This window comes from Janthinobacterium sp. TND4EL3 (genome assembly GCF_900156175.1).
Classification (GTDB): domain Bacteria; phylum Pseudomonadota; class Gammaproteobacteria; order Burkholderiales; family Burkholderiaceae_D; genus Janthinobacterium.
Map to the genome: position 1 here is coordinate 51,511 of NZ_FTMV01000011.1, position 22,835 is coordinate 74,345.

The following is a 22,835-nucleotide window of genomic DNA, read 5'->3' on the forward strand; positions in this document are numbered from 1 at the left end:
CATGGGCCATGCAAGCAAGCACCCACTCTCGCCGCAAGCACTCGATTCCGCCATCCCCGAGAACCATCAAAGAAAGCCGACCATGCGCAAACTCCTGATCGTCACGCTGTCCGTCCTGCTGTCAGGCTGTGTCCAGGACTTCGCCATCTATATGTTCGACGGCCAGGACCATTCCCTGACGGTGCGCCGCCAGCAACGCTATTTTTGGCAAGATACGGTGGAAGTGCAGCTGATGGCGACCAATCTGCCGCAATGCCAGCGCCTGCATACCCTGTCGACGGATGCGCCTGCCGACATCAAGGTCGAGCTGTTCGCAGCCGGCGACGGCGTGTGGAACATCCGCATGGGCAAGCAGTTGTGGCAGGCGGAAACAAATACCTGCAATGCGCTGACGGAAATGGAAAACGACCCGAAAGCCGACCTGGGCCAGCCGGTCGGGCAATTCGTCGTCGTCGATGAGAAGCTGGAATTCGAACCGGCGCCGCCAGCGGCGGCGCCAGCCCAATAGGAACTTAGCGCGCCGCCAGGCTGCGCGCCGGCTGGCGGCCCACGGCACGCGGCGCGGCAGCGGCCGCCACGCGCGGCGCCGTCCCCGATTCCTGCGCCGACAGCTTGAAGCGCGCCACCAGCTGCGCCAGCACGGCCGCCTGGTCCTGCATGCTCGACGCCGCTGCCGCCGCCTCTTCCACCAGGGCCGCATTTTGCTGCGTCACGCTATCCATCTCCGTGATCGCCTGGTTGACGTGGCCGATGCCCGTGCTTTGCTCGTGCGAGGCGGCCGTGATGTCGGCCATGATGTCGGTCACGCGCGACACGGAAGCGACCACCTGATCCATGGTCGTGCCCGCCTGTGCGACGAGGGTGCTGCCGGCCGCGATGCTGTCGACGGAAGCGCCGATCAGTTCCTTGATTTCCTTGGCCGCGCCAGCGGACCGCTGCGCCAGGTTGCGCACTTCGGACGCCACGACGGCAAAGCCGCGCCCCTGCTCGCCGGCGCGCGCCGCTTCCACGGCCGCGTTCAGCGCAAGAATGTTGGTCTGGAAGGCGATGCCGTCGATGACGCCGATAATGTCGACGATCTTGCGCGACGAGGCATTGATGGTGTCCATGGTGCCGATCACCTGCGCCACCACGGCGCCGCCCTGGCGCGCCACGCTGGACGCCGACTGCGCCAGTTCATTCGCCTGCACGGCGTTGCCCGCGTTTTGCGTCACGGTCGAGGTCAGCTCTTCCATCGAAGCGGCCGTTTCTTCCAGTGAACTGGCTTGCATTTCCGTGCGCGCCGACAAGTCCATATTGCCGCTGGCAATCTCGCTCGACGCCGTGGCAATGGTCTCGGCGCTGTGGCGGATTTCGCTGATCGCATCGACCAGATTGGCCTGCATGGTTTTCATTGCATACAGCACGCTGTGCTTGTCGCTGGCATGCGTGCGCACGGTGCCGCTCAGGTCGTTGTTCGCGATTTTTTCCGCCACGTCGGCCGCATACTCGGGGTCGCCGCCCAGCGCATGGCGCAGGCTGCGGTTGATCGCCACGACGACGGCAGCGAGCAAGCCGCACACGAGCACCAGCACGCCCAGCGAAGTAAGCAGCGACTGGCGGAAGGCGGCGTCGATATCGTCCATGTACACGCCCACGACGATGGTCCAGCTCCACGGCTTGTAGGCGACCACGCGGCTCATCTTCGGTTCGGCGCTCTTCTGGCCGGGACGGGGAAAATGGTAGTGGACAAAGCCCTTGCCCGCATCGCTCTTGCCGACGGCGACGATGTCGCGGTACAGATAGGTGCCGTTGGCATCTTTAAAATCCGCCATGTTCTTGCCATTGGTTTGCGGCGCGGCAGGATTCATCACGACGACGGCGTCGAGGTTGATAATGGACAAATAACCGGTCTCGCCAAAGCGCATGCTCTTGATGACGGCGATCGCCTGCTTCTGCGCTTCTTCCTTCGTCAGGGAGCCGCTGGCGGCGAGGTCGCCAAACATCTTCACGGCGCCCAGGCCCAGGTCGGCAGCATTGCTCAGGTCGGCACTACGTTCCTCGATGCGGATCTTGCGGATTTCCAAGGCGTTATAGACAAAGATGACGGTGATGCACAACAAGCTGCAAATCAGCGGTATCCATAACTTCTGCCGGAATGTCAATTTCTTCATGTGCTGTCTCCAACTGTATATGTGCGGCGAAGGGGCATGGTCCGTACCCGGCTCTGCGGCCGGGAATGCGGCGGCGACGGCGCTCTGGCGGCACCGTTCATACGTCTCCAGCATACGCTCGAACGACCGGTATTTACAATGCTCGAAAGCAATGAATTGTGCCCGGTGTTGTTAATGCGTTGCGACAATTGATGAGAATTGAGGTTGCGTCAGGATAAATTGTTGCCAGCGCCCGCCGTTCTTTTGCGCTACAGTCACTGCAGTTCCCCACCGCGCGAGGAGGCCCATGTCCACACCCCTTACCTGGCAAGGCTTTGCCATCCTGTCTGCCGTGTTCGCGGCCCTGACGGCCATCCTGGGCAAGCTGGGCGTGGCCCACCTGAACAGCAATATGGCGACCCTGATACGCACGGGCGTCATCCTGCTGGTGACGGCCGCCATCATTTCGCTGCGCGCGGAATGGCAACGCCCCAGCGGCGGCAACTGGGTGGGCTGGACTTGCCTGATCGCCTCGGGCGTGGCCACGGGACTGTCGTGGCTGTGCTATTTCCGCGCGCTGCAGCTGGGGCCCGTATCGCTGGTGGCGCCCGTCGACAAGCTCAGCGTGGCGCTGGTGATGCTGGCCGGCTGGCTGGTGCTGGGCGAACCGTTCACGCTGAAGGCGGCCCTCGGCGGCGGGCTGATCGTGCTCGGCTCGCTGATTTTGCTACTCTGAGGCATTCCACGGCACGCGGCGGCGCGCCTGTGTCAGAATGCACGCCGCATAGATCGAATCACGAAAGAACAGCATGACCAAGAATGAAGCCATGAAACGCATCAACGACCGCCTGGGCAAGCCCACGCTGACGGACAAGAACACGCACTTTGCCAGCGTCGCCAGCTATGGCACGGACGAAGGCTGGTGGCTGAAGATCCCTTTTCTCACCTTCAAGCAGGAATTGCACTTCATCCTCAACAATGAAAAGACGAAAAGCTTCCAGCACCTGAAAATCGGCGCCAACCAGATCCTCAGCCCCGGCATGAAGTTCCGCAGCACGGGCGGCGCAGCCGACGCCTTCATGTCGGCCTCGGCGCCGAAACGCCTGGTCGACTTGCTTGACGGCGGCAGCAAGTACAACTTCACGAAACACTTCGTCAACGATTATCGCTACTAAAACACCTGACCAAACCTGCTGCGCGGCGCGCTTTGCGGCCTGCGACGCTCACCGGCTCGGCACCCCCGTACAACAGTACGGTTGCGCTTCTTGGGCACGAATCACTGCCGCTCGCTACGGTGTTGTCAGGTGCTCAGGGCGTTGTTGGTCTTCCCTTGGCGGCAGCCACACCCTGAGCAAATGCTGGGCGATGTCGAGCGCGTCGTCGCGGCTGGTGCCAAAGTGTAAAGGGTAGCCCCAGAACTGGCCGAACGTGGCGGCAAAGGCCTTGCCGGCCATGCGCCTGGCCGCGCTCGGCTCGACGAGCACCATGCCCTGGATGTAGGCGCGCAGGGCGGCCTTGTGCCGCTTCATCCACAGCACGGCGCGCTTGCGCGCTTCCTGCGGATGGTCATGCCCATCCTCGTCCAGGCCTTGCTCGCTGAGGATGACGAACGCCTGGCGGCGCGCCAGCAACTCTTCAAACTGGGCAAACAAGGCCTCGTCCGGGCTGCTGGCGGCCGGATCGCGGCGCATCCAGACGAGGGGGAAAGTGGATAAATCAAGTTGCATGGTGTGACTCCTTCAAAGGTTGCCGTTCCTCCTGGCCTGCATCAGAACACGGGCGGCGGCGGTTGCCGTTGAGGCGGGGCTGCGGATAGCCATACGATACCGGTGACGGTGCCCGGCGTCATTGCATACAATAGCCACAATATTATTCAATCCAGCCAAAGCCCCGCCATGCCCTATCCCTTGCTGCCCAGCATGCTTTCCACCCAACTGGGTCCGGACGCCGCCGCTTCCATCATCGATTTCGACGTCGATGGCGTGCTGCGTCCCGTACTGGCGCTGGGCCTGGCCAGCGTGCGCGAGGAATGGGAACAGGCGCCGCACCAGCATCGCAAGGGGCAGTTGCTGTACGCCATACGCGGCGTGATTCATTGCGAGGTGGAAAGTGGCGTGTGGATCGTGCCGCCCCAGTGCGCCGTATGGATACCGGGCGGCCTGATGCACGCGGCCCAGGGCGTGGGCGAAGCCGAGTGTTATTGCCTGTTTGTCGAGCCGGCCATGGCGCCGGCCCTGCCGGCCGTCTGCTGCACCGTGGCCGTCTCGCCGCTGCTGCGCGAACTGATCGTCAAGGCGGCCGGCTTTCCCACCCTGGCCACCTTGCATGGCGCGCAGGAGCGGCTGGTGGCTACCCTGCTCGATGAACTGGCGGCCGCGCCCGTGGAAGACTTGCACTTGCCGATGCCGCGCGACGCACGGCTGCGCCGCCTGGCCGCCCTGCTGCTGGCGCAGCCGGCCGACAAGGGCACGCTGGCCGAGTGGGCCAGCCGCATCGGCATGAGCGAGCGCAGCATGACCCGGCTGTCATTGGTGGAAATGGGCATGAGCGTGGGCCGCTGGCGCCGGCAGCTGCACGTCATCCTGGCCTTGCAACGGCTGGCGCAAGGCCACAGCGTGAAAGCAGTGGCGCTGGAACTCGGCTATGAAAACACCAGCGGTTTTGTCACCATGTTCCGCAAGGCCGTCGGCAAGCCGCCGGCGCGCTATCTGGCCGAACGGGAAAGCCATTAAAAAAGGCGGCATATGCCGCCTTCGTCACGCATCGCCGCTTAAAATGATCAGCTTTCGCGTGCCAGGGCCAGAAATTCCGTGCGCAGCGCCAGGTTCGGCTGCATCTCGCCCAGCATGGCCGAGGTGATGGTTTCTTCGCCCGGCGTGCGGATGCCGCGGCTTTCCATGCACAGGTGGCGGCAGCGCACGACCACGCCCACCGACTTCGGTTCCAGCACTTCCATCAGCGCGTTGGCGATCTGCATCGTCATGCGTTCCTGCACTTGCAGGCGCTTGGAGAAGCAATCGACGAGGCGCGTCAGTTTCGACAGGCCGACGATCTTGCCATTTGGCACATAACCGATGGTAGCCTTGCCGAAGAACGGCGCCAGATGGTGCTCGCAATGGCTGTAGACGGGAATGCCGCGCACGACGATCAGCTCGTTGTACTGTTCCGCGCCATCTTCAAAGGCTTTCAGCAAGTCCACCGGGTCCTGGCCATAGCCGGAAGTCCAGTGCTTCCAGGCTTTCGCCACGCGCGCCGGCGTTTCCAGCAAGCCAGGACGCTGCGGGTCTTCGCCAAAGCTGCTGATCAGCCGGCGCCAGTCGTTTTCGGAGAATTCTTCTTGAGACATGCTAAACCACCCTAAAATTTGCAATTGCCGCCAGTATATAGAAAATGCGGCAGGCTGCCTGAGCAGCCCCTGCTTTCCCGCTACGCCGGCGGCCGGTGCGCGCCGACCAGCAGCGCGGAGATCGACACGCTGGAGCTCGCTTCTGGCCAGACATCAGCGGGGCCGAACCAGCGCGCCTCGGCAATCTCGTTCTCGTCGAGGCGGATCTCGCCGTCAAGGTAGTCGGCCGTAAACGCGATCATCAGCGAATGGGGGAAGGGCCAGGACTGGCTCATGAAGTATTGCAAGTTGTGCACGCGCAAGCCCACCTCTTCCATCACTTCGCGGTGCACGGCTTCCTCGATCGATTCGCCCGCTTCCAGGAAACCGGCCAGCGGACTGAAGCGCTGCGACGGCGAATGCTTGTGCATGGCCAGCAACACCTGCTGGCCCTTGCGAATGAGCACCATCATGGCCGGCGAGATGCGCGGGTAGGCCAGCATGCCGCAGGCGGCGCAGCTGAAGCAGCGTTCGCCGCGCGTGCGCTGCATGGGCGTGGCGCACACGCCGCAGTGGCGGTGCGTGCGCGCCCACTCGGCCAGCTGCGCGGCGCGGCTGGCCAGGCCCAGGAAGGTGTCGTCGACGGCGTTGAACAGCGAGCGCATGCCGTGCCAGGCCAGGTGAGCAGCAGCGGGCAAGGCGTCGTCATCCGTCCAGACGGTCTGGCAATAGCGGCCTTGCCACAGGCCCACGGGCTGGGCGCGGCTCAGGTCGATATCGAGCGCGGCCGCCTCGGCGGCAGTGGGCAGGGTCAGCCCGGGCGTACGCAGCAGCAGGCGTCCACGGTGGAAGACAAAGGTCAGCGTCTGCTCGGCGGCCGGGGCCGGTTCGGGCACATCGATCAGGGGGACAAAGGCATCGGGAGTCTGCAGCATGCTTGGCGGTCATTTGTAAAGGTTGCTCATCATACTCCCGCCGCGCGACGCTTGCGCGCGTAGCAGCGGCCGGGCGGCAAAGCAAGCATGCATGCGGCAGGACAGTGTTTTTTTTGCGGCACGGCAGATTCGTTGTGTAAACGAGACTGATAACGATTCTCATTTACGAACAAGCGCCCAATAATTACAATGTCGCTCTATTCGTCCACCGCCAGCCACTTGCCCGCGTGCCAACGCACCACCGCGCAGCGCCAGCCAGGAACCACTACCCTGACCTTATCGAGAGAGCAAGATGGCAATCAAGAGCCGCAAACACGCCCCATCCCGTTTCAACCAGCACGTCGGCGCCGCCCTGGCCGTGATGCTGCTGCCCGTCGCCGCCCAGGCGGCCGACCCGGCAGGCCAGAGCGCGCCCGCATCGCAGCAAACCCTCAATGAGATCAAGGTCGTCAGCGCCAAGGAAAATGACTTCAAGGCCGAAAAAGCCTCGTCGCCGAAGTACACGGAAGAACTCGTCAACACGGCGCAAACCATCGTCGTGATCAAGAAGGAATTGATCGAACAGCAAGGCGCGCTGACCCTGACGGATGCGCTGCGCAACACGCCGGGCGTGGGCACCTTTTTCCTCGGCGAGAATGGCAACACGAACACGGGCGACGCCGTCTACATGCGCGGCTTCGACGCCTCGGGCAGCATCTATGTCGATGGCGTGCGCGACGTCGGTTCCATCTCGCGCGACGTCTTCAACATCGAACAGATCGACGTGCTGAAGGGTCCGGCGGGCACGGACAGCGGCCGCGGCTCGCCGACGGGTTCGATCAACCTGGTCAGCAAGACGGCGACCATGGAAAACAAGTTCAATTCCCTGCTGACGGCCGGCAGCGGCAAGCAGAAACGCGCCACGGCCGACTGGAACCGCATCCTCGACGCCGATTCCGGCACGGCTTTCCGCCTGAACCTGATGACGCAGGACAGCGGCAATCCGGCGCGCGACGAAGTCAAGAACAAGCGCTGGGCCATCGCCCCCACCGTCACCTTCGGCATCGGCAAGCCGACGCGCGTCACGGCCAGCTACCTGCACGTGGATCAAGACAACGTGCCCGACGGCTTCGTGCCCACCATCGGCCTGCCCGGCTACAGCACGCCGGACAGCATCACGCCGACGAACAAGGTCATCCGCACCTTCCTGAACGGCGCGGCCAGGGTCGATCCGAAGAATTTCTACGGTTCCACCGCGGACCACGACAAGGTCAAGGCCGACATGGCCACCTTGCGCATCGATCATGATTTCTCGCCCAACGTGCAGATTCAGAACACCACGCGCTACGGCAAGACCCAGCAGGATTACCTGCTGACGGCCTTCATGGGCAGCAGCGCCAACCTGAAGACGCCGGTCGCCACCGATCCGTCGACCTGGACCCTGGCGCGCTCGCTGCGCACGGTGAAGGACCAGGAAAACACGATCCTGACCAACCAGACCGTCGTCAGCGCGCAATTCGACACGGGCGTGCTGAAGCACTCCGTGGTGGCCGGCGCCGAATTGACCAGCGAAAAGCAGACCAACTACGGCTATGTGCCTGCCAGCCTGGGCACCATGCCGGACGCCAATCTGTACCATCCCAACCCGCGCGCCCCCGTCACCGGCTACCAGCCCGTGCGCAGCGGCGCCTTCACCGAAGGCGAAGTCAACACGCAAAGCGCCTATGTGTTCGACACCATCAAGTTCGGCGAACAATGGATCTTCAACGGCGGCGTGCGCTTCGACCATTTCAACACCAGCTACGATGCCGTCACCCTGCAAACGGCCGTCGCCCCGGGCCAGGTGCAAAAATTGCCGGTGGGCACGCCTATTCCTGTTCACATCACCCTGAACGACACCTTCGCCAACGGCAAGATCTCGGCCCTGTACAAGCCGACGCCGGACAGCAGCGTGTATGCGCTGTGGGCCACGTCGAAGGCGCCGCCGGGCACCAACTTCACGCTGAGCACGGGCGCCAGCAGCGCGCAAAATCCGATCTATGATCCGCAGGAAACCACCACCAAGGAAATCGGCACGAAGTGGGATTTCCTGAAACAAAAACTGTCGCTGTCGGCCGCCATCTACCAGACGGACGTGAAAAATGAAGTGGAGCAAGATCCCGTCGACCTGATCTACTATCAGAATGGCAAGAAGCGCGTGCAGGGCGTCGAAATCGGCATGGTGGGCGAGATCATGCCGAACTGGCTCGTCAGCGCCGGCTACACGCGCATGAATACCAAGGTCGAGTCGGGCAAGGTCGTCACGGCCAGCGGCATCAATAACCTCAGCTACACGCCAAAACAGGCGTTCACGGGCTGGACGTCGTACACGCTGCCGTTTGGCCTGAAGCTCGGCGGCGGCGCGCGTTACGTCGGCGAGATGCTGCGCGGCACCGATGGCGCCGTCGGCACGCCGGCCCGCGTCGATGCCTACTGGGTCTTCGACGCCATGGCAACCTATACCGTCAACAAGAACCTCGACGTGCAGTTGAACGCCTACAACCTGGCCGACAAGACCTATGTGGCAGCCATCAACAAATCCGGCTTCCGCTACACGCCGGGCCAGCCCCGCTCGTTCAGCCTGACGGCCAATATCAAGTTCTAAACACGCATTGCGCCATATCAAGCCCCTCCCCGGAGGGGCTTTTTTATTGTCCTGATAATCTTGTCTTTTTGCCGCACCGCTACCCTGCCGCGACTAGCGTATGAAAAGTCATACAGCGATGGCCCGCCGCGTCCAATATTTCGCGCAACGCGGCAATCTAACAACATTTTTAAATTTAAATAAGTGCTTTAAATCAATAACTTAAGAAAGTGCCTGGTGAAACCCCATTTCAGGCATATCCTTTGCTATGTACAGGTTTTGCTGCAAATAATCGCTGGCACGCAAGGGCTTGTTTTTGAGAAATATTGGCTCCAAGCTTGAGTTGCTCGCTATCAATAATCCGCTCACAGCGGCGTTTCACCGGAGGAGTCATAATGAAAAAGAAACGGCCATTAACCCTGTACATCCTGATTGCCATGATCCTCGGCATTGCCGTCGGTTATGGATGCCATTCCGCTTTCCCCGATGCGGACATGAGCAAGCAAATCGCTGGCAATATTTCCATCGTCACCGACGTCTTCCTGCGCCTGATCAAGATGATCATTGCGCTGCTGGTGTTCTCCACCCTGACGGTCGGCATCGCCCACATGGGCGACGGCAAGACGGCGGGCCGCATCGGCCTGAAAGCCATGTGCTGGTTCGTCGTCGCCTCGCTGGTCTCGCTGGCGCTGGGCATGGTGCTGTCGAACCTGATGCAGCTGGGGACCAACCTGGGCTTGCCACTGCCGGACGTCCACGCGTCGACCAATTTGAAAACGGCCGCGTTCACCTTGAAAGATTTCTTCACGCACCTGGTGCCGAAGTCGCCGATCGAGGCCATGGCCAACAATGAAATCCTGCAAGTGCTGGTGTTCTCGATCTTCTTTGGCGGCGCTCTGGCCGGCCTGGGTGAATCGGGCAAGACCCTCACGGCCGTCGTCGACCAGCTGGCGCAAGTCATGCTGCGCATCACCGGCACCATCATGAACCTGGCCCCGCTGGCCGTGTTCGCCGCGATGGCCTCCGTCATCACCACGCACGGCCTGGGCGTGCTGGTCACGTTCGCCAAGTTCATGGGCGGCTTCTACCTGGGCCTGGTGTGCCTGTGGGCCCTGCTGATCGGTGCCGGCTTCCTCGTCATCGGCCCGCGCGTCTTCAAGCTGGTCGGCCTGATCCGCGAACCCTTCCTGCTGGCCTTCTCCACGGCCAGCTCGGAAGCGGCGTATCCGAAACTGCTGACGGCACTCGACCAGTTCGGCGTGGACCGCAAGATTTCCAGCTTTGTGTTGCCAATGGGCTACTCCTTCAACCTGGACGGTTCGATGATGTACTGCACCTTCGCCGTGCTGTTCATCGCGCAAGCCTACGGCATCGACCTGTCGATCGGCACGCAGATCACCATGCTGCTGCTGCTGATGCTGACGTCGAAAGGCATGGCCGGCGTGCCGCGCGCCTCGCTGGTGGTGATTGCCGCGACCCTGAACCAGTTCAATATTCCGGAAGCGGGCTTGCTGCTGCTGATGGGCGTCGACCAGTTCCTCGACATGGGCCGTTCGGCTACCAACGCGGTCGGCAATGCCGTCGCCACGGCAGTCGTCGCCAAATGGGAGGGCGGCCTGGCCACGGAAGAAGAAGCGGCAGCGGCCAACGCGGCCAACCAGAACACGGAAAGCCATTGGGGCGAAGCGGATCACGCTAGCAAAGCCTGATAGCGCCATGGCCCGCCACAAGCGGGCCATTTATTTGTTGTCAATGTTAAGTAACAAGCAGTCAGGTAGTGCGATCAGTAGTCATTCCAACTTATTAGAGAGATTTTCATGAAAAAAGTCCTGTTTACCCTGCTGGCCCTGGGCGCTGCCTCTACCGGCGCCATGGCTCAATCGAGCGTCACCGTCTACGGCGTGGCAGACGCCGGCCTTGTGCTCGACAAGGATGCGGCTGGAGACCGCCTGACCCGCGTCGCTTCCGGCATCGCGTCCGGTTCGCGCCTCGGCTTCAAGGGCAAGGAAGACCTGGGCGGTGGCCTGGCCGCCACCTTCGTGCTGGAAAGCGGTTTCAATATCGACACCGGCACCTCGGGACAGGGCAACCGGCTGTTCGGCCGCCAGGCGTATGTCGGCCTGACCGGCAGCGCCGGCGCCATCACCCTGGGCCGCCAATATACGCCGTACTACCTGGCCCTGCGCGACGTGGCCGATCCGTTCGTCATCGGCCTGGCCGGCACGGCATCGAACCTGATGGCGACGAATTACCGCGTCGACAACATGGTGCAATACAGCACGCCGACCTATAGCCGCCTGTCGGCCGAGCTGGCGTATGGTTTTGGCGAAGTGGCTGGCGACAATGCGAAGAACCGCAGCATGGGCGGCGCCGTGCATTACATCGACGGCCCGCTGAACGTGACCCTGACGCACCACCGCATGGAAGATTTGCAGGCGAAGCAAACGCGCAACACCTTGCTGGCCACGCGCTACGACTTTGGCGTGCTGCAAGGCAACTTCGGCTACGCCGACAACCGCGCCATCGACGAAAGCAAGAGCAACGACATCCTCGTTGGCTTCAGCGCCCCGTTCGGCGCCACCAAGCTGGTCGCGTCGTACATCCGCCACAACGACAAGAGCAACGCCAACCGTGACGCCCAGCAGTGGGCCATTGGCGCCTTCTATGCGCTGTCCAAGCGCAGCGACCTGTACACAGGTTACGGCCACATCAGCAACAAGAACGGTGCTACCTACAAGGTTGGCAATGCCACCGACGATGGCACCGGCAACAGCGGCTTTAACCTTGGCATGCGCCATACGTTCTGATCGCGGCTAGTGACAGCGCAAGCCGCCGGATGCAGGTCCGGCGGCTTTTTTTTATGTTGAGACACATCAAGATGCGATACTGTGGGTTCTTGCAAGTTGGCAGCTGATTTTATGAATAGCAGTACCAAACCCTCCCTTTCCTGGCGCCAGCGCCTGTCGCAACGGTCGGGCCGCGAAACGCTGGCCTGGGGCGTGGTGCTGGCCGCCTGCCTGGCAACCGTCTGGCTCGTGTATTTCTGGACCGAACGCATCGCCATCGGCAAGCTGCAGGCCAGCGGCGCGCAGCGCCTCGAGGTGTACGTGAGCAGCCTGGAAAACGCGCTGGAAAAGTATGACTTCCTGCCCAAGACCCTGGAGCTGAACCGCGACGTCATCCGTTTGCTGCAGCACCCGGAAGACCCGGTATTGGTCGATACGGTCAACCATTACCTGGAGCAAATGAATGCCCAGGCCAAATCGTCGACGATTTTTATCAGCAACCTCGACGGCAACACGCGGGCCGCCAGCAACTGGCAGGGTCCGGACAGTTTTATTGGCGACAATATTTCGTTCCGCCCCTACGCCCAGGATGCGCTGCGCGGCACGCCGGGGCGTTTTTATGGCGTCGGCACGACGCGGCTGGAGCCCGGCTACTTCTTTGCCCACGGCATCTACCAGAATGGCCACATGCTGGGCCTGGCAACGGTGAAGGTGAACCTGGAAACGCTGGAAAAGCGCTGGGTGCAGGGCGCCGACAAGGTCATGCTGGCCGATGAGCACGGCGTCATCTTCCTCAGTTCCATGGCGGACTGGAAATACAAGACCCTGGCGCCCCTGTCGCCCGCCGTGCTGGCCGAACTGAACCGCACGCGCCAGTATTATTCGAAGCAGCTGGAAGCCATCCCCTTCGTCTCCGACCGCCAGCTGGGCAATGGCGCGCGCGTGATCAGCGTGCGCGAGCACGAGCATGCCGACGCGCCGCCGAAGATCAGCTCCAGCGTGATGACGCAGATCAAGCTCAAGTCGCCGCAAGGCTGGACCTTCATTTACCTGTCCGACCTGGCGCAGGCCAAGGCCAGCGCCCGCGCCGCGGCCGCCTTCTCGTGCGTGCTGCTGGGCTTTTTCATGCTGCTGTTCTTTTACCTGCGCCAGCGCCGCGCGGCCGTGGCGCAAAAATTGCGCGCCCGCGAAGACTTGCAGCACGCCTACGACAACCTGGAAGCCATGGTCGAGGAACGCACCTCGGAATTGAACGCCATGACGCAAAGCCTGAGCCAGGAAATCGAGGTGCGCAGCAAGGCCGAGCAAAAGCTGCACATCACGCAGAATGAACTCTTTCAGGCCGGCAAGATGGCCGTGCTGGGCCAGATGTCGGCCAGCATCACGCATGAGCTGAACCAGCCGCTGACGGCGCTGCGCACCATGTCCGACAATGCCGTCATCCTGCTGGAACGGGGCCGGCTCGACGACGCGCGGCGCAACCTGGCGAAGATCTCGCAAATTGCGGCCAGGATGGGGACCATTACGGGACAATTGAAGATTTTTGCGCGCAAATCGACGACCAGCCTGACTTCCGTCTCGATCCCCACGGCGATCAGCAACGCCCTCTTCCTCGTCGAGCGCCGCCTGCAGGTTGAAAATGTGCGTTTCACCCTGCAACTGCCGCCCGACGACATCTTTGCCATGTGCGAAAGCAACCGCCTGGAGCAGGTGCTGGTGAACCTGTACGCCAATGCGCTCGACGCCATGAACGGCAGCGACGTGCGCAGCCTGCGCGTGGCCGTCGAGTGCACGCGGGAGCACGTGCTGATCCACGTGGCCGACACGGGCCCCGGCCTGTCGACGGAAGTGTATGAACACCTGTTCGAACCGTTCTTCACGACCAAGCCGCAGGGGCTGGGACTGGGCCTGGGACTGGCCATTTCCGAACAGATCACGCGCCAGTTCGGCGGCGTGCTGCGCGCCGAAAACGCCCCCGGCGGCGGCGCCGTCTTCACCATCGAACTACAGATTGCAACGCAGGAGGAAAAACATGTTTGACGGCTTGAAGGTCTTGCTGGTCGAGGACGACCCTACCGTGCGCGAGGGCAGCGAGCAGGCATTGCAGCTGGCCGGCCTGGACGTGCTGGCGTTTCACTCGGCCGAACTGGCCTATAAACTGCTGACGCCGGATTTTCCCGGCATCATCGTCAGCGACGTGCGCCTGCCCGGCATGAGCGGCCTGGAGCTGCTGCAAGCGGTCAAGACGCTGGATCCGCACCTGCCCGTGATTCTCGTCACGGGCCATGGCGACATCACGATGGCCGTGCACGCCATGCGCACGGGCGCCTACGACTTCATCGAAAAACCGTATTCGTCCGACCAGCTGGTCGACGTCATCCTGCGCGCGCTGGAAACGCGGCGCCTCATGCTGGAAGTGCACAGCCTGCGCCGCCAGTTGGAAGACGGCGGCGGCATCGAAGCGCGCTTGCTGGGCAATTCCGTGGCGATGCGCGACATACGGCGCTTGATACTCGACGTTGCCGACGAACCGGCCGACGTGCTGATCTACGGCGACACGGGCACGGGCAAGGAAATGGTGGCCCGCTGTCTGCACGACTTCAGCCACCGCCGCAAGCACAACTTTGTCGCCGTCAACTGCGGCGCGATTCCCGAAAGCATTTTTGAAAGTGAAGTCTTCGGCCACGAACCGGGCGCGTTCACGGGCGCGGCCAAGCGCCAGGTGGGCAAGATCGAGCATGCCGACCACGGCACTTTCTTCCTCGATGAAATCGAATCGCTGCCCCTGTCGCTGCAAGTCAAATTGCTGCGCGTGCTGCAGGAGCGCTATATCGAGCGCCTCGGTTCAAACGTGCCCACGCCCGTCGACGTGCGCGTCATCGCGGCGGCCAAGCTGGACCTGGAGGATTTGTCGCAGCAGCAGAAATTCCGCAGCGACCTGTACTACCGCCTGAACCTGATCGTGCTGCACCTGCCGCCGCTGCGCGAACGGCGCGAGGATATTCCCATCCTGTTCGAGCACTTCGTGCTGGCCGCCGCCGCCCGCTACAACCGCGCCGCGCCCGTGGTCTCCAGCGCGCAGATGCGCAACCTGATGGCCCACTCCTGGCCCGGCAACGTGCGCGAGCTGCGCAATATCGCCGACCGCTTCGTGCTCGGTATCGCCGGCGGCGCATCGAGCCTGCTGGCGGGCGGCCTGGCCAGCCCGCTGTCGCTGGCAGAACAGGTGAACGGCTTCGAACGCGCCCTGATCGAACAGGAACTGCGCGCATATTCGGGCAACGTCAGCGAAGTGAGCGCAGTGCTGGGCTTGCCGAAACAGACGCTGTACCACAAGATGCAGAAGTACAACCTGGTGGCCGAAGAGTTCCGCTAATCAGCCGACCCGGCCCGTGCGCAACGGTGTGACCCAGTCGGGCCGGCCGTTGGCCAGCGCCAGCCGGGCCGCCTTGTCCCAGTCATATGCCACTTCATGGAACTGCGCCGCCCAGGCGCCGTCCGCGCCTTGTTGCGCGATGGCATAGCGCGCATGCGGCGTGCCGTTTTCCATCAGGTGCGGATAGCCGTGGTCGTCGTCGTAGGCCTGCAAGCCCACGCTGCCCGGATTGACGACCAGCCGCCCATCGGCCAGGCGCACCTGGCGCGGCATGTGCGTGTGGCCGCACAGGATCAAGGCCGCGTCGGCCTCGCCGGCCCGTTCGGCCACCTCCTGCGGCGTGGCGGCACGGCTGCCTTGCGGCGTGACGCTGTCGAGAAAATACACGAGATCGCTTGTCGGCGTGCCATGCACGAGCAGCACGTCCTTGCGCAAGCGCAAGGTGGCGGGCAGCGCGGCGATCCAGTCCAGTTGCGCCGGTAGCAGTTGCGCGCGCGCAAAGGCATCGGACGCGCCCATGCGGGCCGGGTCGCCGAACAGCTGGCGCTCGTGGTTGCCGCGGATGGTGGGCAAGCCGAGCCCCATCAGGCGCGCCGCCGTGGCGCGCGGCTGCAGATGGCCCGAGACGATATCGCCGAGGTTGACGATCACATCCGCGCCCCGTTGCGCAATGTCGGCCAGCACGGCGTCGAGCGCATCGAGGTTGCCGTGGATATCGGAAATGGCGGCGATCTTCATGCGGTGTATCCCTCCCTGTGCAACCATTCTGCACGCGTCAATCGATACAGGCAATGCGCGCGCAAGCGGTGGCCGGGCGGCAGGGCAGGATGCTCGAAAGGGTCGGCATCGCGGCGCATGCCCAGGCGCGCCATCAGGGCGCTCGAGCGCACGTTGGGCAAAGCGGTAAACGAGACGATCTCGGGCAATTGCAGGCGCATAAAACCCGCTTGCAAGGCAGCGTGCGCCGCTTCCTGCGCGTACCCTTGTCCCCAGTAATCGAACGCCAGGCGCCAGCCGATTTCCACGCATGGCGAACACGGCAATTGCGCGTCGGGGCGATGCAGCCCCGTCATGCCGATGAAGGCATTGTTTTCGCGCAAGGTTACGGCCCACAAGCCCCAGCCCCGCTCGGCGATCAGGCTACTGCAGCGCCGAGCCATGGCGTCGCTGGCCTCGCGCGTCAGGGGGGAAGGAAAAAATGCCATCACGCGGGGATCGGCATTCAGGGCCGCGAACGGTGCCAGGTCATTGTCGCGCCATTGGCGCAGCAACAGCCGCGGCGTCGTCAGTTCGATCATCTCCTGCATATGGTTTCCTCTGCTGACTACCAGTGACATAGGGTAGGACAATTCCGACGGTCACTTGCGCCGTGCGGCTACGTGATCTAAAAGTAACAATTGCTACCATTTCCTCATTGCATTTCCGCATGACAGCAGCCGCCCCGACGTCGCGGCCGTTTTCACTTTATTTTGAGGAGTAGTCCCATGTTTTCCACGCCCGTCCCTGCCCGCCTGTCGCCACCGCGTTTGCGCCATCTTGCCTTGCGCAGCACCGTGATGCTGGGCGTACTCGGCGTTGCCGCGGCGGCCGCCACGGCGCGGGCGGAACCGTCGCCCACGCTGGACCGCGTCAGCATATCGATGGGCGCCTTTTCCGCCGATCCGCGCATCAATGTCGGCGCCGACACCGAATTTGGCCGCATCGACGCGCCCGAATCGAAGCAAAGCCACACCACGATTCCGCGCATCAAGGCGGACTTGCTGATCGGCGACCGCCATGGCCTGGCGTTCGACTACTACCGCTACGACAAATCCTACACGCCAAGCCTGACCGGCGAAACCATCATCAATGGCCAGCCCGTGACGGGCACGGCCACGGCAAATGCCGATCTGAAGCTGGACCTGGCCAAGCTGGCCTATAAATGGTGGCTGGGCAGCGGCAACGACACCTTCGGCATCGGCCTGGGCGCCGCCTACTACCACGCCAGCCTGAACGGCACGGCCACGGGCGTCGTCAATGGCGAAACGGCCACGGCGCGCGATTCCATCGGCGAGCACGCGTTCGCGCCGCTGCTGGAAGTGGGCTGGCGCCACGCCTTCACGCCGGACTTGCGCATGTATGCGGAAGCGTCGGGCATCAAGAAAAATGGCGGGCGCATCAACGGCCACATCTATGGCGGCAACATCGGCGTGGAATGGTTTCCTTTCAAAAATATCGGCTTCGTGGCCGACTACGGCATCTCGAAGATCAAGCTGCGCCGCGACAGCGAACGTACTGCCGACTTGAACGTGCGCCTGACCGGACCGTCCGCCTACGTCAAGGTCCGCTTTTAAGGAAATTCAGGCTGCCGGTTTCAGCAACGTCAGCTGAAACTGCGGCAGGGCGGGATCTTCCCATGGCGTCACCTGGGCAAACGGCAGGCGCGCAAACGCCTGCCGCCAGAACGCGCACGCAGCGGCATCGGCGCGGAACGTGGCCACCAGCCACGTCTGCGCGCTGCCCAGCAACACGCGGCGCACCACTTCCAGCGCCACGCCCCGGCGCCGGTATTTCTTCAGAATAAAAAAGTCGCTGAACTCCTGCACCGGCAACTGCCCCGCGATGGCCGGCTCCGTGATGTAAAAACCCGCCAGTTCGCCATCGACCTCGATCCAGTGCGCCGTGTGCCCGGCCGCGTGCACATACGACGCCAGCCCCGCATCGCACACGTCATAGCGGCCGTCGGCCAGCAGCGCCTCGCCGCTCCAGCCGGCATTGTCATAACAGTACAGTTGAAACAGCCGCGCCAAGGTCTCCTCTTCGCCCGGGGCAATGGCGCGCAAGGCGACAGTCTTGTGTATGGCATCCATGAAAAGCTTTCCTCCGCGCTGGCATCGATCCAGTGCGCGATGGTATCACCGTTACTCATCCCCGCCTGGGGCATTTCATGCCCGTCTTTTCGCCTCCGGTCGCAAAAACATTACTTTTTTTCCAATTGCTTATATATTATTGCCATTAAGTAACATCCGCCATCGCGGTTGTCATCAAACAAGGGTGATCCCCTGACACAGACCGGCAGACAGGTATCTGTCGGCTTTTAGACCCAAGCTCTGGAGAGTGCTGCACATGCTATCGATCAAACAGCTGAACAAAACGTATGCCAATGGCGTCAAGGCCATCAACAATGTCAGCCTGGAGATTCCCAACGGAATGTTCGGCTTGCTGGGTCCGAATGGCGCAGGCAAGTCCTCGCTGATGCGTACCATCGCCACCTTGCAAGATCCCGATAGCGGCAGCATCCATTTCGATGGCGTCGACGTGCTCAAGGACAAGGCCGGCCTGCGCCGCCAGCTCGGCTATCTGCCGCAGGATTTCGGCGTGTACCCGAAAGTGAGTGCGGAAACCCTGCTCAACCACTTTGCCGTCTTGAAAGGCTTGACGGCGAAGGGGCCGCGCAAGGAAGCCGTGGAAGCCTTGCTGCAGCAAACCAATCTGTGGGAAGCGCGCAAGCGCAACCTGGGCACGTATTCGGGCGGCATGCGCCAGCGCTTCGGCATCGCCCAGGCGCTGCTGGGCGCGCCGCGCCTGGTGATCGTCGATGAACCGACGGCCGGCCTGGACCCGGACGAGCGCAACCGCTTCCTGAACCTGCTGGCGAAGATCGGCGAGCAGGTGGTGGTGATCCTGTCGACGCACATCGTCGACGACGTGACGGACCTGTGTCCGCGCATGGCCATGATCGTCAAGGGCCAGGTGCTGGTGCAGGGCGAACCGCAGGCGGCCATCGACACCTTGCACGGCAAGGTCTGGCGCCGCAGCGTCGGCATGGAAGAGCTGGCGCAGTACCAGCAGTCGCACCAGGTGCTGTCGACGCGCCTGGTGGGCGGCAAGCCGCAGATCAATGTGTTTGCCGACAGCCAGCCCGACAGCGGTTTCGTGCAGATCGCGCCGGACCTGGAAGACGTGTACTTCCTGCATGCGCGCAACGCCGCCCGCAACGGCGCGTCCGCCGCCGCCACGCCAGTCGCCGTCGCGGCGTAAGGGGGCGCCATGTGGAAGGAATTTTTCAAGTTTGACCTCGGCTACCAGCTGAAACAGCCGCTGCTGTGGGTATTTGCCGCCATTTTGGCCCTGATGGCCTTTGGCGCCAGCAGCAGCGATTCGATCCAGATCGGCGGCGCCATCGGCAACATCAACCGCAATGCGCCCACCGTGGTGGCGCAGCTGCTAACGATGTTCAGCCTGCTGTCGATGTTGCTTATCACCATCTTCATCGCGGGCGCCGTGCTGCGCGACAGCGAAGTGGGCATGGCCGACATGCTGTTCGCCACGCCCATGCGCAAGTGGGACTACCTGTTCGGCCGCTTCGCCGCCGGCTTCGTCGCCTGCCTGGTGATCTTTGCCGCCATTGCCCTGGCGCTCATGCTCGGCCCCCTCATGCCGTGGGTCGACCCGCAGCGCGTGGGCGCGTTCTCGCTGCATGCGTATGCGTGGAGCTTCGGCGTGATGGTGATCCCCAACCTGCTCTTCATCGGCGCCCTGCTGATGCTGCTGGCGGCCACGACGCGCTCGATGCTGCTCGTCTACGTGGGCGTGCTGGGCTTTTTCGTGCTGTGGGGCATGGCTGGCGCCTTTACGCGCGATATCAACAACGAATGGGTTGCCGTCCTGCTCGACCCCTTCGGCATGCGCGCCCTGGGCCGCATGACGCGCTACTTCACGTCCGCCGAAGCGAACGCGGGCCTGCCGCCCCTGTCCGGCTTTCTGCTGGCCAACCGCCTACTGTGGCTGGGCATTGCGGCCCTGCTGTTCGCCGCCACCGTGGTCCTGTTCAAGCCGCAGCGCACGGGCACGGGAAAACGCCTGTTCGGCAAGCACAAGGCCGAGGCCGCCGCACCGGCCGTGACGGCGCCGCTGCACCTGCCGCGCACCCTTCCCACCTTTACCCCGGCGACGGTCTGGCGCCAGTGGTGGCAAATCCTGCGCTTCGACGCCGCCGGCGTCTTCAAGAGCGTGCCCTTCCTCGTCATGCTGCTGTTCGGCGTCATCAACCTGCTCGCCGGCTCCAGCGTGGCCAAGAACATGTATGGCACGGCCGTGTATCCGATGACCCATTTGATGCTGCAAAGCATCAACAACAGCTTCAGCTTCATGCTGATCATCATCGTCACCTTTTATGCCGGTGAGCTGATCTTCAAGGAACGCCAGGTGAGGATCGCCGACGTCAGCGACGCCATGCCCGTGCCCGGCTGGGTGCCCCTGCTGGCCAAGTGCACGGCCCTGGTCGGCGTCATCGCCGGCTACCTGCTGGTGGGCGTCATCGCGGCCATCGGTTTTCAGCTCTACAAGGGCGGCGCGCCCGTGGAACTGGGGCTGTACCTGAAAGGCAGCTTGCTCGGTTCCCTCTTCTTCGTCCTGATGGGCTTGTGCGCGCTCACCCTGCAAGTGTTGTCCAACAACAAGTTCATCGGCTACCTGCTGGTGATCCTGCTGATGGTGGCGCAAATGGTGCTGGGCATGCTGCACCTGGAACACAATCTGTACGCCTTCGGCGGCACGCCAGCCATCCAGTATTCGGACATGAACGGCTATGGCCACTTCCTGACAGGCTGGGCCTGGTTTGCGCTGTACTGGAGCCTGTTTACCGTGGCGCTCGTCATGCTGGCCCGCGCATTCTGGGTGCGCGGCCTGGCCGCCGGCTGGCGTGCGCGCCTGCGCCTGGCCCGCCAGCGCCTGCAAGGCCGCGCCGGCGCCGCGCTGGCCGTGGTCCTGCTGTGCTGGGTGGGCACGGGCGGCTGGATCTTCTACAACACGAACGTGCTGAACCAGTACGAAACGTCGGACGTCAGCATGGACAAGCGGGCCCGCTACGAGAAATTGTACAAACAATACAAGAACTTGCCGCAGCTAAAGATCACCGACATCCAGGCCGACGTGGATATTTATCCTGAGCAACGTAAAGTCTTGATCAAGGGCCACTACGTGCTGCAAAACAAGACCACGCAAGCGCTCGACACCCTGCGCATCCAGCTCGATCCGGAACTGGAAACGGCGTGGTTGAACTTGCCAGCGCACAAGACCGTGCTCGATGACAAGGAACTCGGCTTCAGCATCCTCAAGCTGGCCCGGCCCCTGGCGCCGGGCGCCACCCTGCCGCTGGACTTCACGGTGGCCGTCACGCACCAGGGCTTCACCAACGACGGCACCCCGGACCAGGTCAACCTGAACGGCACCTTCTTCAACAACCAGAGCTACTTCCCCCACTTCGGTTATGCGCAGCACATGGAATTGACGGATCGCAATGAACGGCGCAAGCGCGGCCTGGGCGAACCGCAGCGCATGGCCAAGCTGGAAGACAAATCCGCCTACGGCAATACCGTCTTTGGCAATGAAGCGGACTGGATCCATTTCGATACCACCGTCTCCACCAGCGGCGAGCAGATCGCCCTGGCGCCCGGCTACCTGCAGGCCAGCTGGGAAAAGGATGGCCGCCGCTATTACCGCTACAAGATGGACCAGCCGATGATGCCGTTCTTTGCCTACCTGTCGGCGCGCTGGGACGTGAAGAAGGGCGACTGGCACGGCGTGCCGATCGAGATATATTTCGACAAGAAGCACGGCTACAACACGGATCGCATGATTACCTCCGTGCAAAAGTCGCTCGACTATTACACCACCCGCTTCACGCCCTACCAGCACAAGCAGGTGCGCATCCTGGAATTCCCCGGCTACCAGAGCTTTGCGCAGTCGTTTGCCAACACGATCCCGTATTCGGAAGGCATCGGCTTCATCGCCGACCTGCGCGACAAGGATGACATCGACTACGTGTTCTACGTCACGGCCCATGAAATGGCGCACCAGTGGTGGGGCCACCAGGTGATCGGCGCCAACGTGCAGGGCGCCACCATGCTGATGGAATCGCTGTCGCAGTACTCGGCCCTGATGGTGATGGAAAAGGAATACGGCCGCGACAAGATGCGCCGCTTCCTGCGCTATGAACTGGACCGCTACCTGAGCGGACGCGGCGGCGAGGCCATCGAGGAACTGCCGCTGGCGCGCGTGGAAGGACAGCAGTACATCCACTACAACAAGGGCAGCCTGGTGTTTTACCGCCTGCGCGACGAGATCGGCGAGGAAGCGCTCAACCGTGCCCTGAAACGCTATCTGCAGGACAAGGGCTACCAGCAGGCGCCGTTCACCACGACCCTGGAACTGCTGGCCTACATCCGCGCCGAAGCGCCGCAGGACAAGCAGGCGCTGATCACGGACCTGTTCGAGAAGATCGTCTTCTACGACAACCGCGTGACGCAAGCGTCGGCCGTGCAGCGCAAGGATGGCCAGTGGGATGTCACCATGCAGCTGCACCTGGCCAAGCTGGAGTCGGACGGCAAGGGCAAGGAAAGCCCGCGCGCCTATGACGAGCCGGTGGAAATCGCCATCTTCGCGCGCCCTGCGGGCGGCAAGGAAAAAGATGAACGAGTCCTGTACACCGCCAAGCGCATGCTGTCGGGCAGCGACCCGGTGATCACCATCACGGTGAAGGACAAGCCGTTCGAAGTGGGCGTCGATCCGTACAACAAGATGATTGACCGCGTCTCGCGCGACAACCGCAAGGAAGTGAGCATCAATTAAGCCTTGATGCAACGCAAACAGGCCGCGCTATCGGTAATGGCGCGGCCTGTTTTTTTTGGCGATCGGGA

Annotated in this window: 19 protein-coding genes and 1 tRNA gene; 11 read left to right on the forward strand and 9 right to left on the reverse strand. The window is 62.8% G+C overall.

Annotation, left to right across the window (positions count from 1 at the left end; translation table 11 throughout):
- Window positions 1-121: 121 nt before the first annotated feature.
- The 3 genes from BXA07_RS30830 to BXA07_RS17340 all read right to left on the reverse strand — a co-directional run bounded on the left by BXA07_RS30830 (window position 122) and on the right by BXA07_RS17340 (window position 2,153).
- Window positions 122-442, reverse strand: a complete 321-nt coding sequence (locus BXA07_RS30830) for a hypothetical protein (RefSeq protein WP_170909682.1) — start codon at window positions 440-442, stop codon at window positions 122-124.
- Window positions 423-543 (reverse strand) — tRNA-OTHER (locus tag BXA07_RS30835). The genes BXA07_RS30830 and BXA07_RS30835 overlap by 20 nt, the downstream gene beginning before the upstream one ends.
- Entirely contained in the window at window positions 513-2,153 is a 1,641-nt protein-coding gene (locus BXA07_RS17340) for a methyl-accepting chemotaxis protein (protein ID WP_076569308.1), read from the reverse strand. Before BXA07_RS17340 ends, BXA07_RS30835 begins: the two co-directional genes overlap by 31 nt.
- A gap of 286 nt (window positions 2,154-2,439) precedes the next feature.
- Between BXA07_RS17340 and BXA07_RS17345 the strand changes: the two genes are divergently transcribed.
- Both BXA07_RS17345 and BXA07_RS17350 read left to right on the forward strand, forming a co-directional pair.
- Window positions 2,440-2,868 (forward strand): EamA family transporter, encoded by a 429-nt coding sequence (locus BXA07_RS17345; RefSeq protein ID WP_076569309.1) that lies wholly within the window; start codon window positions 2,440-2,442, stop codon window positions 2,866-2,868.
- A 73-nt stretch (window positions 2,869-2,941) separates the two neighbouring features.
- Complete coding sequence (locus BXA07_RS17350) at window positions 2,942-3,307, forward strand: hypothetical protein (RefSeq protein WP_034781254.1); 366 nt, start codon at window positions 2,942-2,944, stop codon at window positions 3,305-3,307.
- A gap of 114 nt (window positions 3,308-3,421) precedes the next feature.
- On the opposite strand, the gene BXA07_RS17355 is transcribed toward BXA07_RS17350, so the two are convergent.
- On the reverse strand, window positions 3,422-3,859 hold the full coding sequence (locus BXA07_RS17355) for a hypothetical protein (RefSeq protein ID WP_076569311.1): 438 nt from the start codon (window positions 3,857-3,859) through the stop codon (window positions 3,422-3,424).
- Between the two features lie 168 nt (window positions 3,860-4,027).
- Here BXA07_RS17355 and BXA07_RS17360 point away from each other — a divergent pair, with 168 nt between their 5' ends.
- Complete coding sequence (locus BXA07_RS17360; protein WP_244556319.1) at window positions 4,028-4,864, forward strand: AraC family transcriptional regulator; 837 nt, start codon at window positions 4,028-4,030, stop codon at window positions 4,862-4,864.
- 47 nt (window positions 4,865-4,911) lie between these two features.
- On the opposite strand, the gene folE is transcribed toward BXA07_RS17360, so the two are convergent.
- Complete coding sequence (gene folE, locus BXA07_RS17365) at window positions 4,912-5,478, reverse strand: GTP cyclohydrolase I FolE (RefSeq protein ID WP_034754386.1); 567 nt, start codon at window positions 5,476-5,478, stop codon at window positions 4,912-4,914.
- A gap of 80 nt (window positions 5,479-5,558) precedes the next feature.
- Window positions 5,559-6,392: an NAD(+) diphosphatase gene (nudC, locus tag BXA07_RS17370; RefSeq protein ID WP_083708369.1), complete on the reverse strand. Its 834-nt coding sequence runs from the start codon at window positions 6,390-6,392 to the stop codon at window positions 5,559-5,561.
- A gap of 292 nt (window positions 6,393-6,684) precedes the next feature.
- On the opposite strand from nudC, the gene BXA07_RS17375 reads away from it, so the two are divergent.
- The 5 genes from BXA07_RS17375 to BXA07_RS17395 all read left to right on the forward strand — a co-directional run bounded on the left by BXA07_RS17375 (window position 6,685) and on the right by BXA07_RS17395 (window position 15,156).
- Window positions 6,685-9,015: a catecholate siderophore receptor Fiu gene (locus BXA07_RS17375; protein ID WP_076569312.1), complete on the forward strand. Its 2,331-nt coding sequence runs from the start codon at window positions 6,685-6,687 to the stop codon at window positions 9,013-9,015.
- A 374-nt stretch (window positions 9,016-9,389) separates the two neighbouring features.
- The gene (locus tag BXA07_RS17380) at window positions 9,390-10,703 is read left to right on the forward strand and encodes a dicarboxylate/amino acid:cation symporter (protein WP_076569314.1); all 1,314 of its coding nucleotides are present in this window, start codon (window positions 9,390-9,392) and stop codon (window positions 10,701-10,703) included.
- A gap of 108 nt (window positions 10,704-10,811) precedes the next feature.
- Window positions 10,812-11,801: a porin gene (locus BXA07_RS17385; protein WP_076569316.1), complete on the forward strand. Its 990-nt coding sequence runs from the start codon at window positions 10,812-10,814 to the stop codon at window positions 11,799-11,801.
- Window positions 11,802-11,912: 111 nt separating this feature from the next.
- A complete protein-coding gene (locus BXA07_RS17390; RefSeq protein WP_076569318.1) occupies window positions 11,913-13,820 on the forward strand; it encodes a sensor histidine kinase in 1,908 nt (635 codons plus the stop codon).
- Window positions 13,813-15,156, forward strand: a complete 1,344-nt coding sequence (locus BXA07_RS17395; RefSeq protein ID WP_076569320.1) for a sigma-54-dependent transcriptional regulator — start codon at window positions 13,813-13,815, stop codon at window positions 15,154-15,156. The genes BXA07_RS17390 and BXA07_RS17395 overlap by 8 nt, the downstream gene beginning before the upstream one ends.
- Here the strand turns inward: BXA07_RS17395 and BXA07_RS17400 are convergent, their stop codons facing one another.
- On the reverse strand, window positions 15,157-15,894 hold the full coding sequence (locus BXA07_RS17400; RefSeq protein ID WP_076569323.1) for a metallophosphoesterase family protein: 738 nt from the start codon (window positions 15,892-15,894) through the stop codon (window positions 15,157-15,159). It lies immediately after the preceding gene.
- Window positions 15,891-16,463: a GNAT family N-acetyltransferase gene (locus tag BXA07_RS17405; RefSeq protein WP_076569325.1), complete on the reverse strand. Its 573-nt coding sequence runs from the start codon at window positions 16,461-16,463 to the stop codon at window positions 15,891-15,893. The genes BXA07_RS17400 and BXA07_RS17405 overlap by 4 nt, the downstream gene beginning before the upstream one ends.
- 177 nt (window positions 16,464-16,640) lie before the next feature.
- Between BXA07_RS17405 and BXA07_RS17410 the strand changes: the two genes are divergently transcribed.
- Entirely contained in the window at window positions 16,641-17,489 is an 849-nt protein-coding gene (locus tag BXA07_RS17410; RefSeq protein ID WP_076569327.1) for a porin family protein, read from the forward strand.
- Window positions 17,490-17,495: 6 nt separating this feature from the next.
- On the opposite strand, the gene BXA07_RS17415 is transcribed toward BXA07_RS17410, so the two are convergent.
- On the reverse strand, window positions 17,496-18,005 hold the full coding sequence (locus BXA07_RS17415; RefSeq protein WP_076569329.1) for a hypothetical protein: 510 nt from the start codon (window positions 18,003-18,005) through the stop codon (window positions 17,496-17,498).
- A 256-nt stretch (window positions 18,006-18,261) separates the two neighbouring features.
- Here BXA07_RS17415 and BXA07_RS17420 point away from each other — a divergent pair, with 256 nt between their 5' ends.
- Window positions 18,262-19,176: an ABC transporter ATP-binding protein gene (locus BXA07_RS17420; protein ID WP_076569331.1), complete on the forward strand. Its 915-nt coding sequence runs from the start codon at window positions 18,262-18,264 to the stop codon at window positions 19,174-19,176.
- A 9-nt stretch (window positions 19,177-19,185) separates the two neighbouring features.
- Window positions 19,186-22,767, forward strand: coding sequence for a M1 family aminopeptidase (locus BXA07_RS17425; RefSeq protein WP_076569333.1), 3,582 nt, complete (start codon window positions 19,186-19,188; stop codon window positions 22,765-22,767).
- Window positions 22,768-22,835: the final 68 nt, after the last annotated feature.

Excerpts from the sequence above, each read along its gene's own strand:
- BXA07_RS17340 (WP_076569308.1), bottom strand. The coding sequence starts at position 2,153 with ATGAAGAAATTGACATTCCGGCAGAAGTTATGGATACCGCTGATTTGC.
- BXA07_RS17345 (WP_076569309.1), top strand. The coding sequence starts at position 2,440 with ATGTCCACACCCCTTACCTGGCAAGGCTTTGCCATCCTGTCTGCCGTG.
- BXA07_RS17350 (WP_034781254.1), top strand. The coding sequence starts at position 2,942 with ATGACCAAGAATGAAGCCATGAAACGCATCAACGACCGCCTGGGCAAG.
- BXA07_RS17355 (WP_076569311.1), bottom strand. The coding sequence starts at position 3,859 with ATGCAACTTGATTTATCCACTTTCCCCCTCGTCTGGATGCGCCGCGAT.
- BXA07_RS17360 (WP_244556319.1), top strand. The coding sequence starts at position 4,028 with ATGCCCTATCCCTTGCTGCCCAGCATGCTTTCCACCCAACTGGGTCCG.
- folE (WP_034754386.1), bottom strand. The coding sequence starts at position 5,478 with ATGTCTCAAGAAGAATTCTCCGAAAACGACTGGCGCCGGCTGATCAGC.
- nudC (WP_083708369.1), bottom strand. The coding sequence starts at position 6,392 with ATGCTGCAGACTCCCGATGCCTTTGTCCCCCTGATCGATGTGCCCGAA.
- BXA07_RS17375 (WP_076569312.1), top strand. The coding sequence starts at position 6,685 with ATGGCAATCAAGAGCCGCAAACACGCCCCATCCCGTTTCAACCAGCAC.
- BXA07_RS17380 (WP_076569314.1), top strand. The coding sequence starts at position 9,390 with ATGAAAAAGAAACGGCCATTAACCCTGTACATCCTGATTGCCATGATC.
- BXA07_RS17385 (WP_076569316.1), top strand. The coding sequence starts at position 10,812 with ATGAAAAAAGTCCTGTTTACCCTGCTGGCCCTGGGCGCTGCCTCTACC.
- BXA07_RS17390 (WP_076569318.1), top strand. The coding sequence starts at position 11,913 with ATGAATAGCAGTACCAAACCCTCCCTTTCCTGGCGCCAGCGCCTGTCG.
- BXA07_RS17395 (WP_076569320.1), top strand. The coding sequence starts at position 13,813 with ATGTTTGACGGCTTGAAGGTCTTGCTGGTCGAGGACGACCCTACCGTG.
- BXA07_RS17400 (WP_076569323.1), bottom strand. The coding sequence starts at position 15,894 with ATGAAGATCGCCGCCATTTCCGATATCCACGGCAACCTCGATGCGCTC.
- BXA07_RS17405 (WP_076569325.1), bottom strand. The coding sequence starts at position 16,463 with ATGCAGGAGATGATCGAACTGACGACGCCGCGGCTGTTGCTGCGCCAA.
- BXA07_RS17410 (WP_076569327.1), top strand. The coding sequence starts at position 16,641 with ATGTTTTCCACGCCCGTCCCTGCCCGCCTGTCGCCACCGCGTTTGCGC.
- BXA07_RS17415 (WP_076569329.1), bottom strand. The coding sequence starts at position 18,005 with ATGGATGCCATACACAAGACTGTCGCCTTGCGCGCCATTGCCCCGGGC.
- BXA07_RS17420 (WP_076569331.1), top strand. The coding sequence starts at position 18,262 with ATGCTATCGATCAAACAGCTGAACAAAACGTATGCCAATGGCGTCAAG.
- BXA07_RS17425 (WP_076569333.1), top strand. The coding sequence starts at position 19,186 with ATGTGGAAGGAATTTTTCAAGTTTGACCTCGGCTACCAGCTGAAACAG.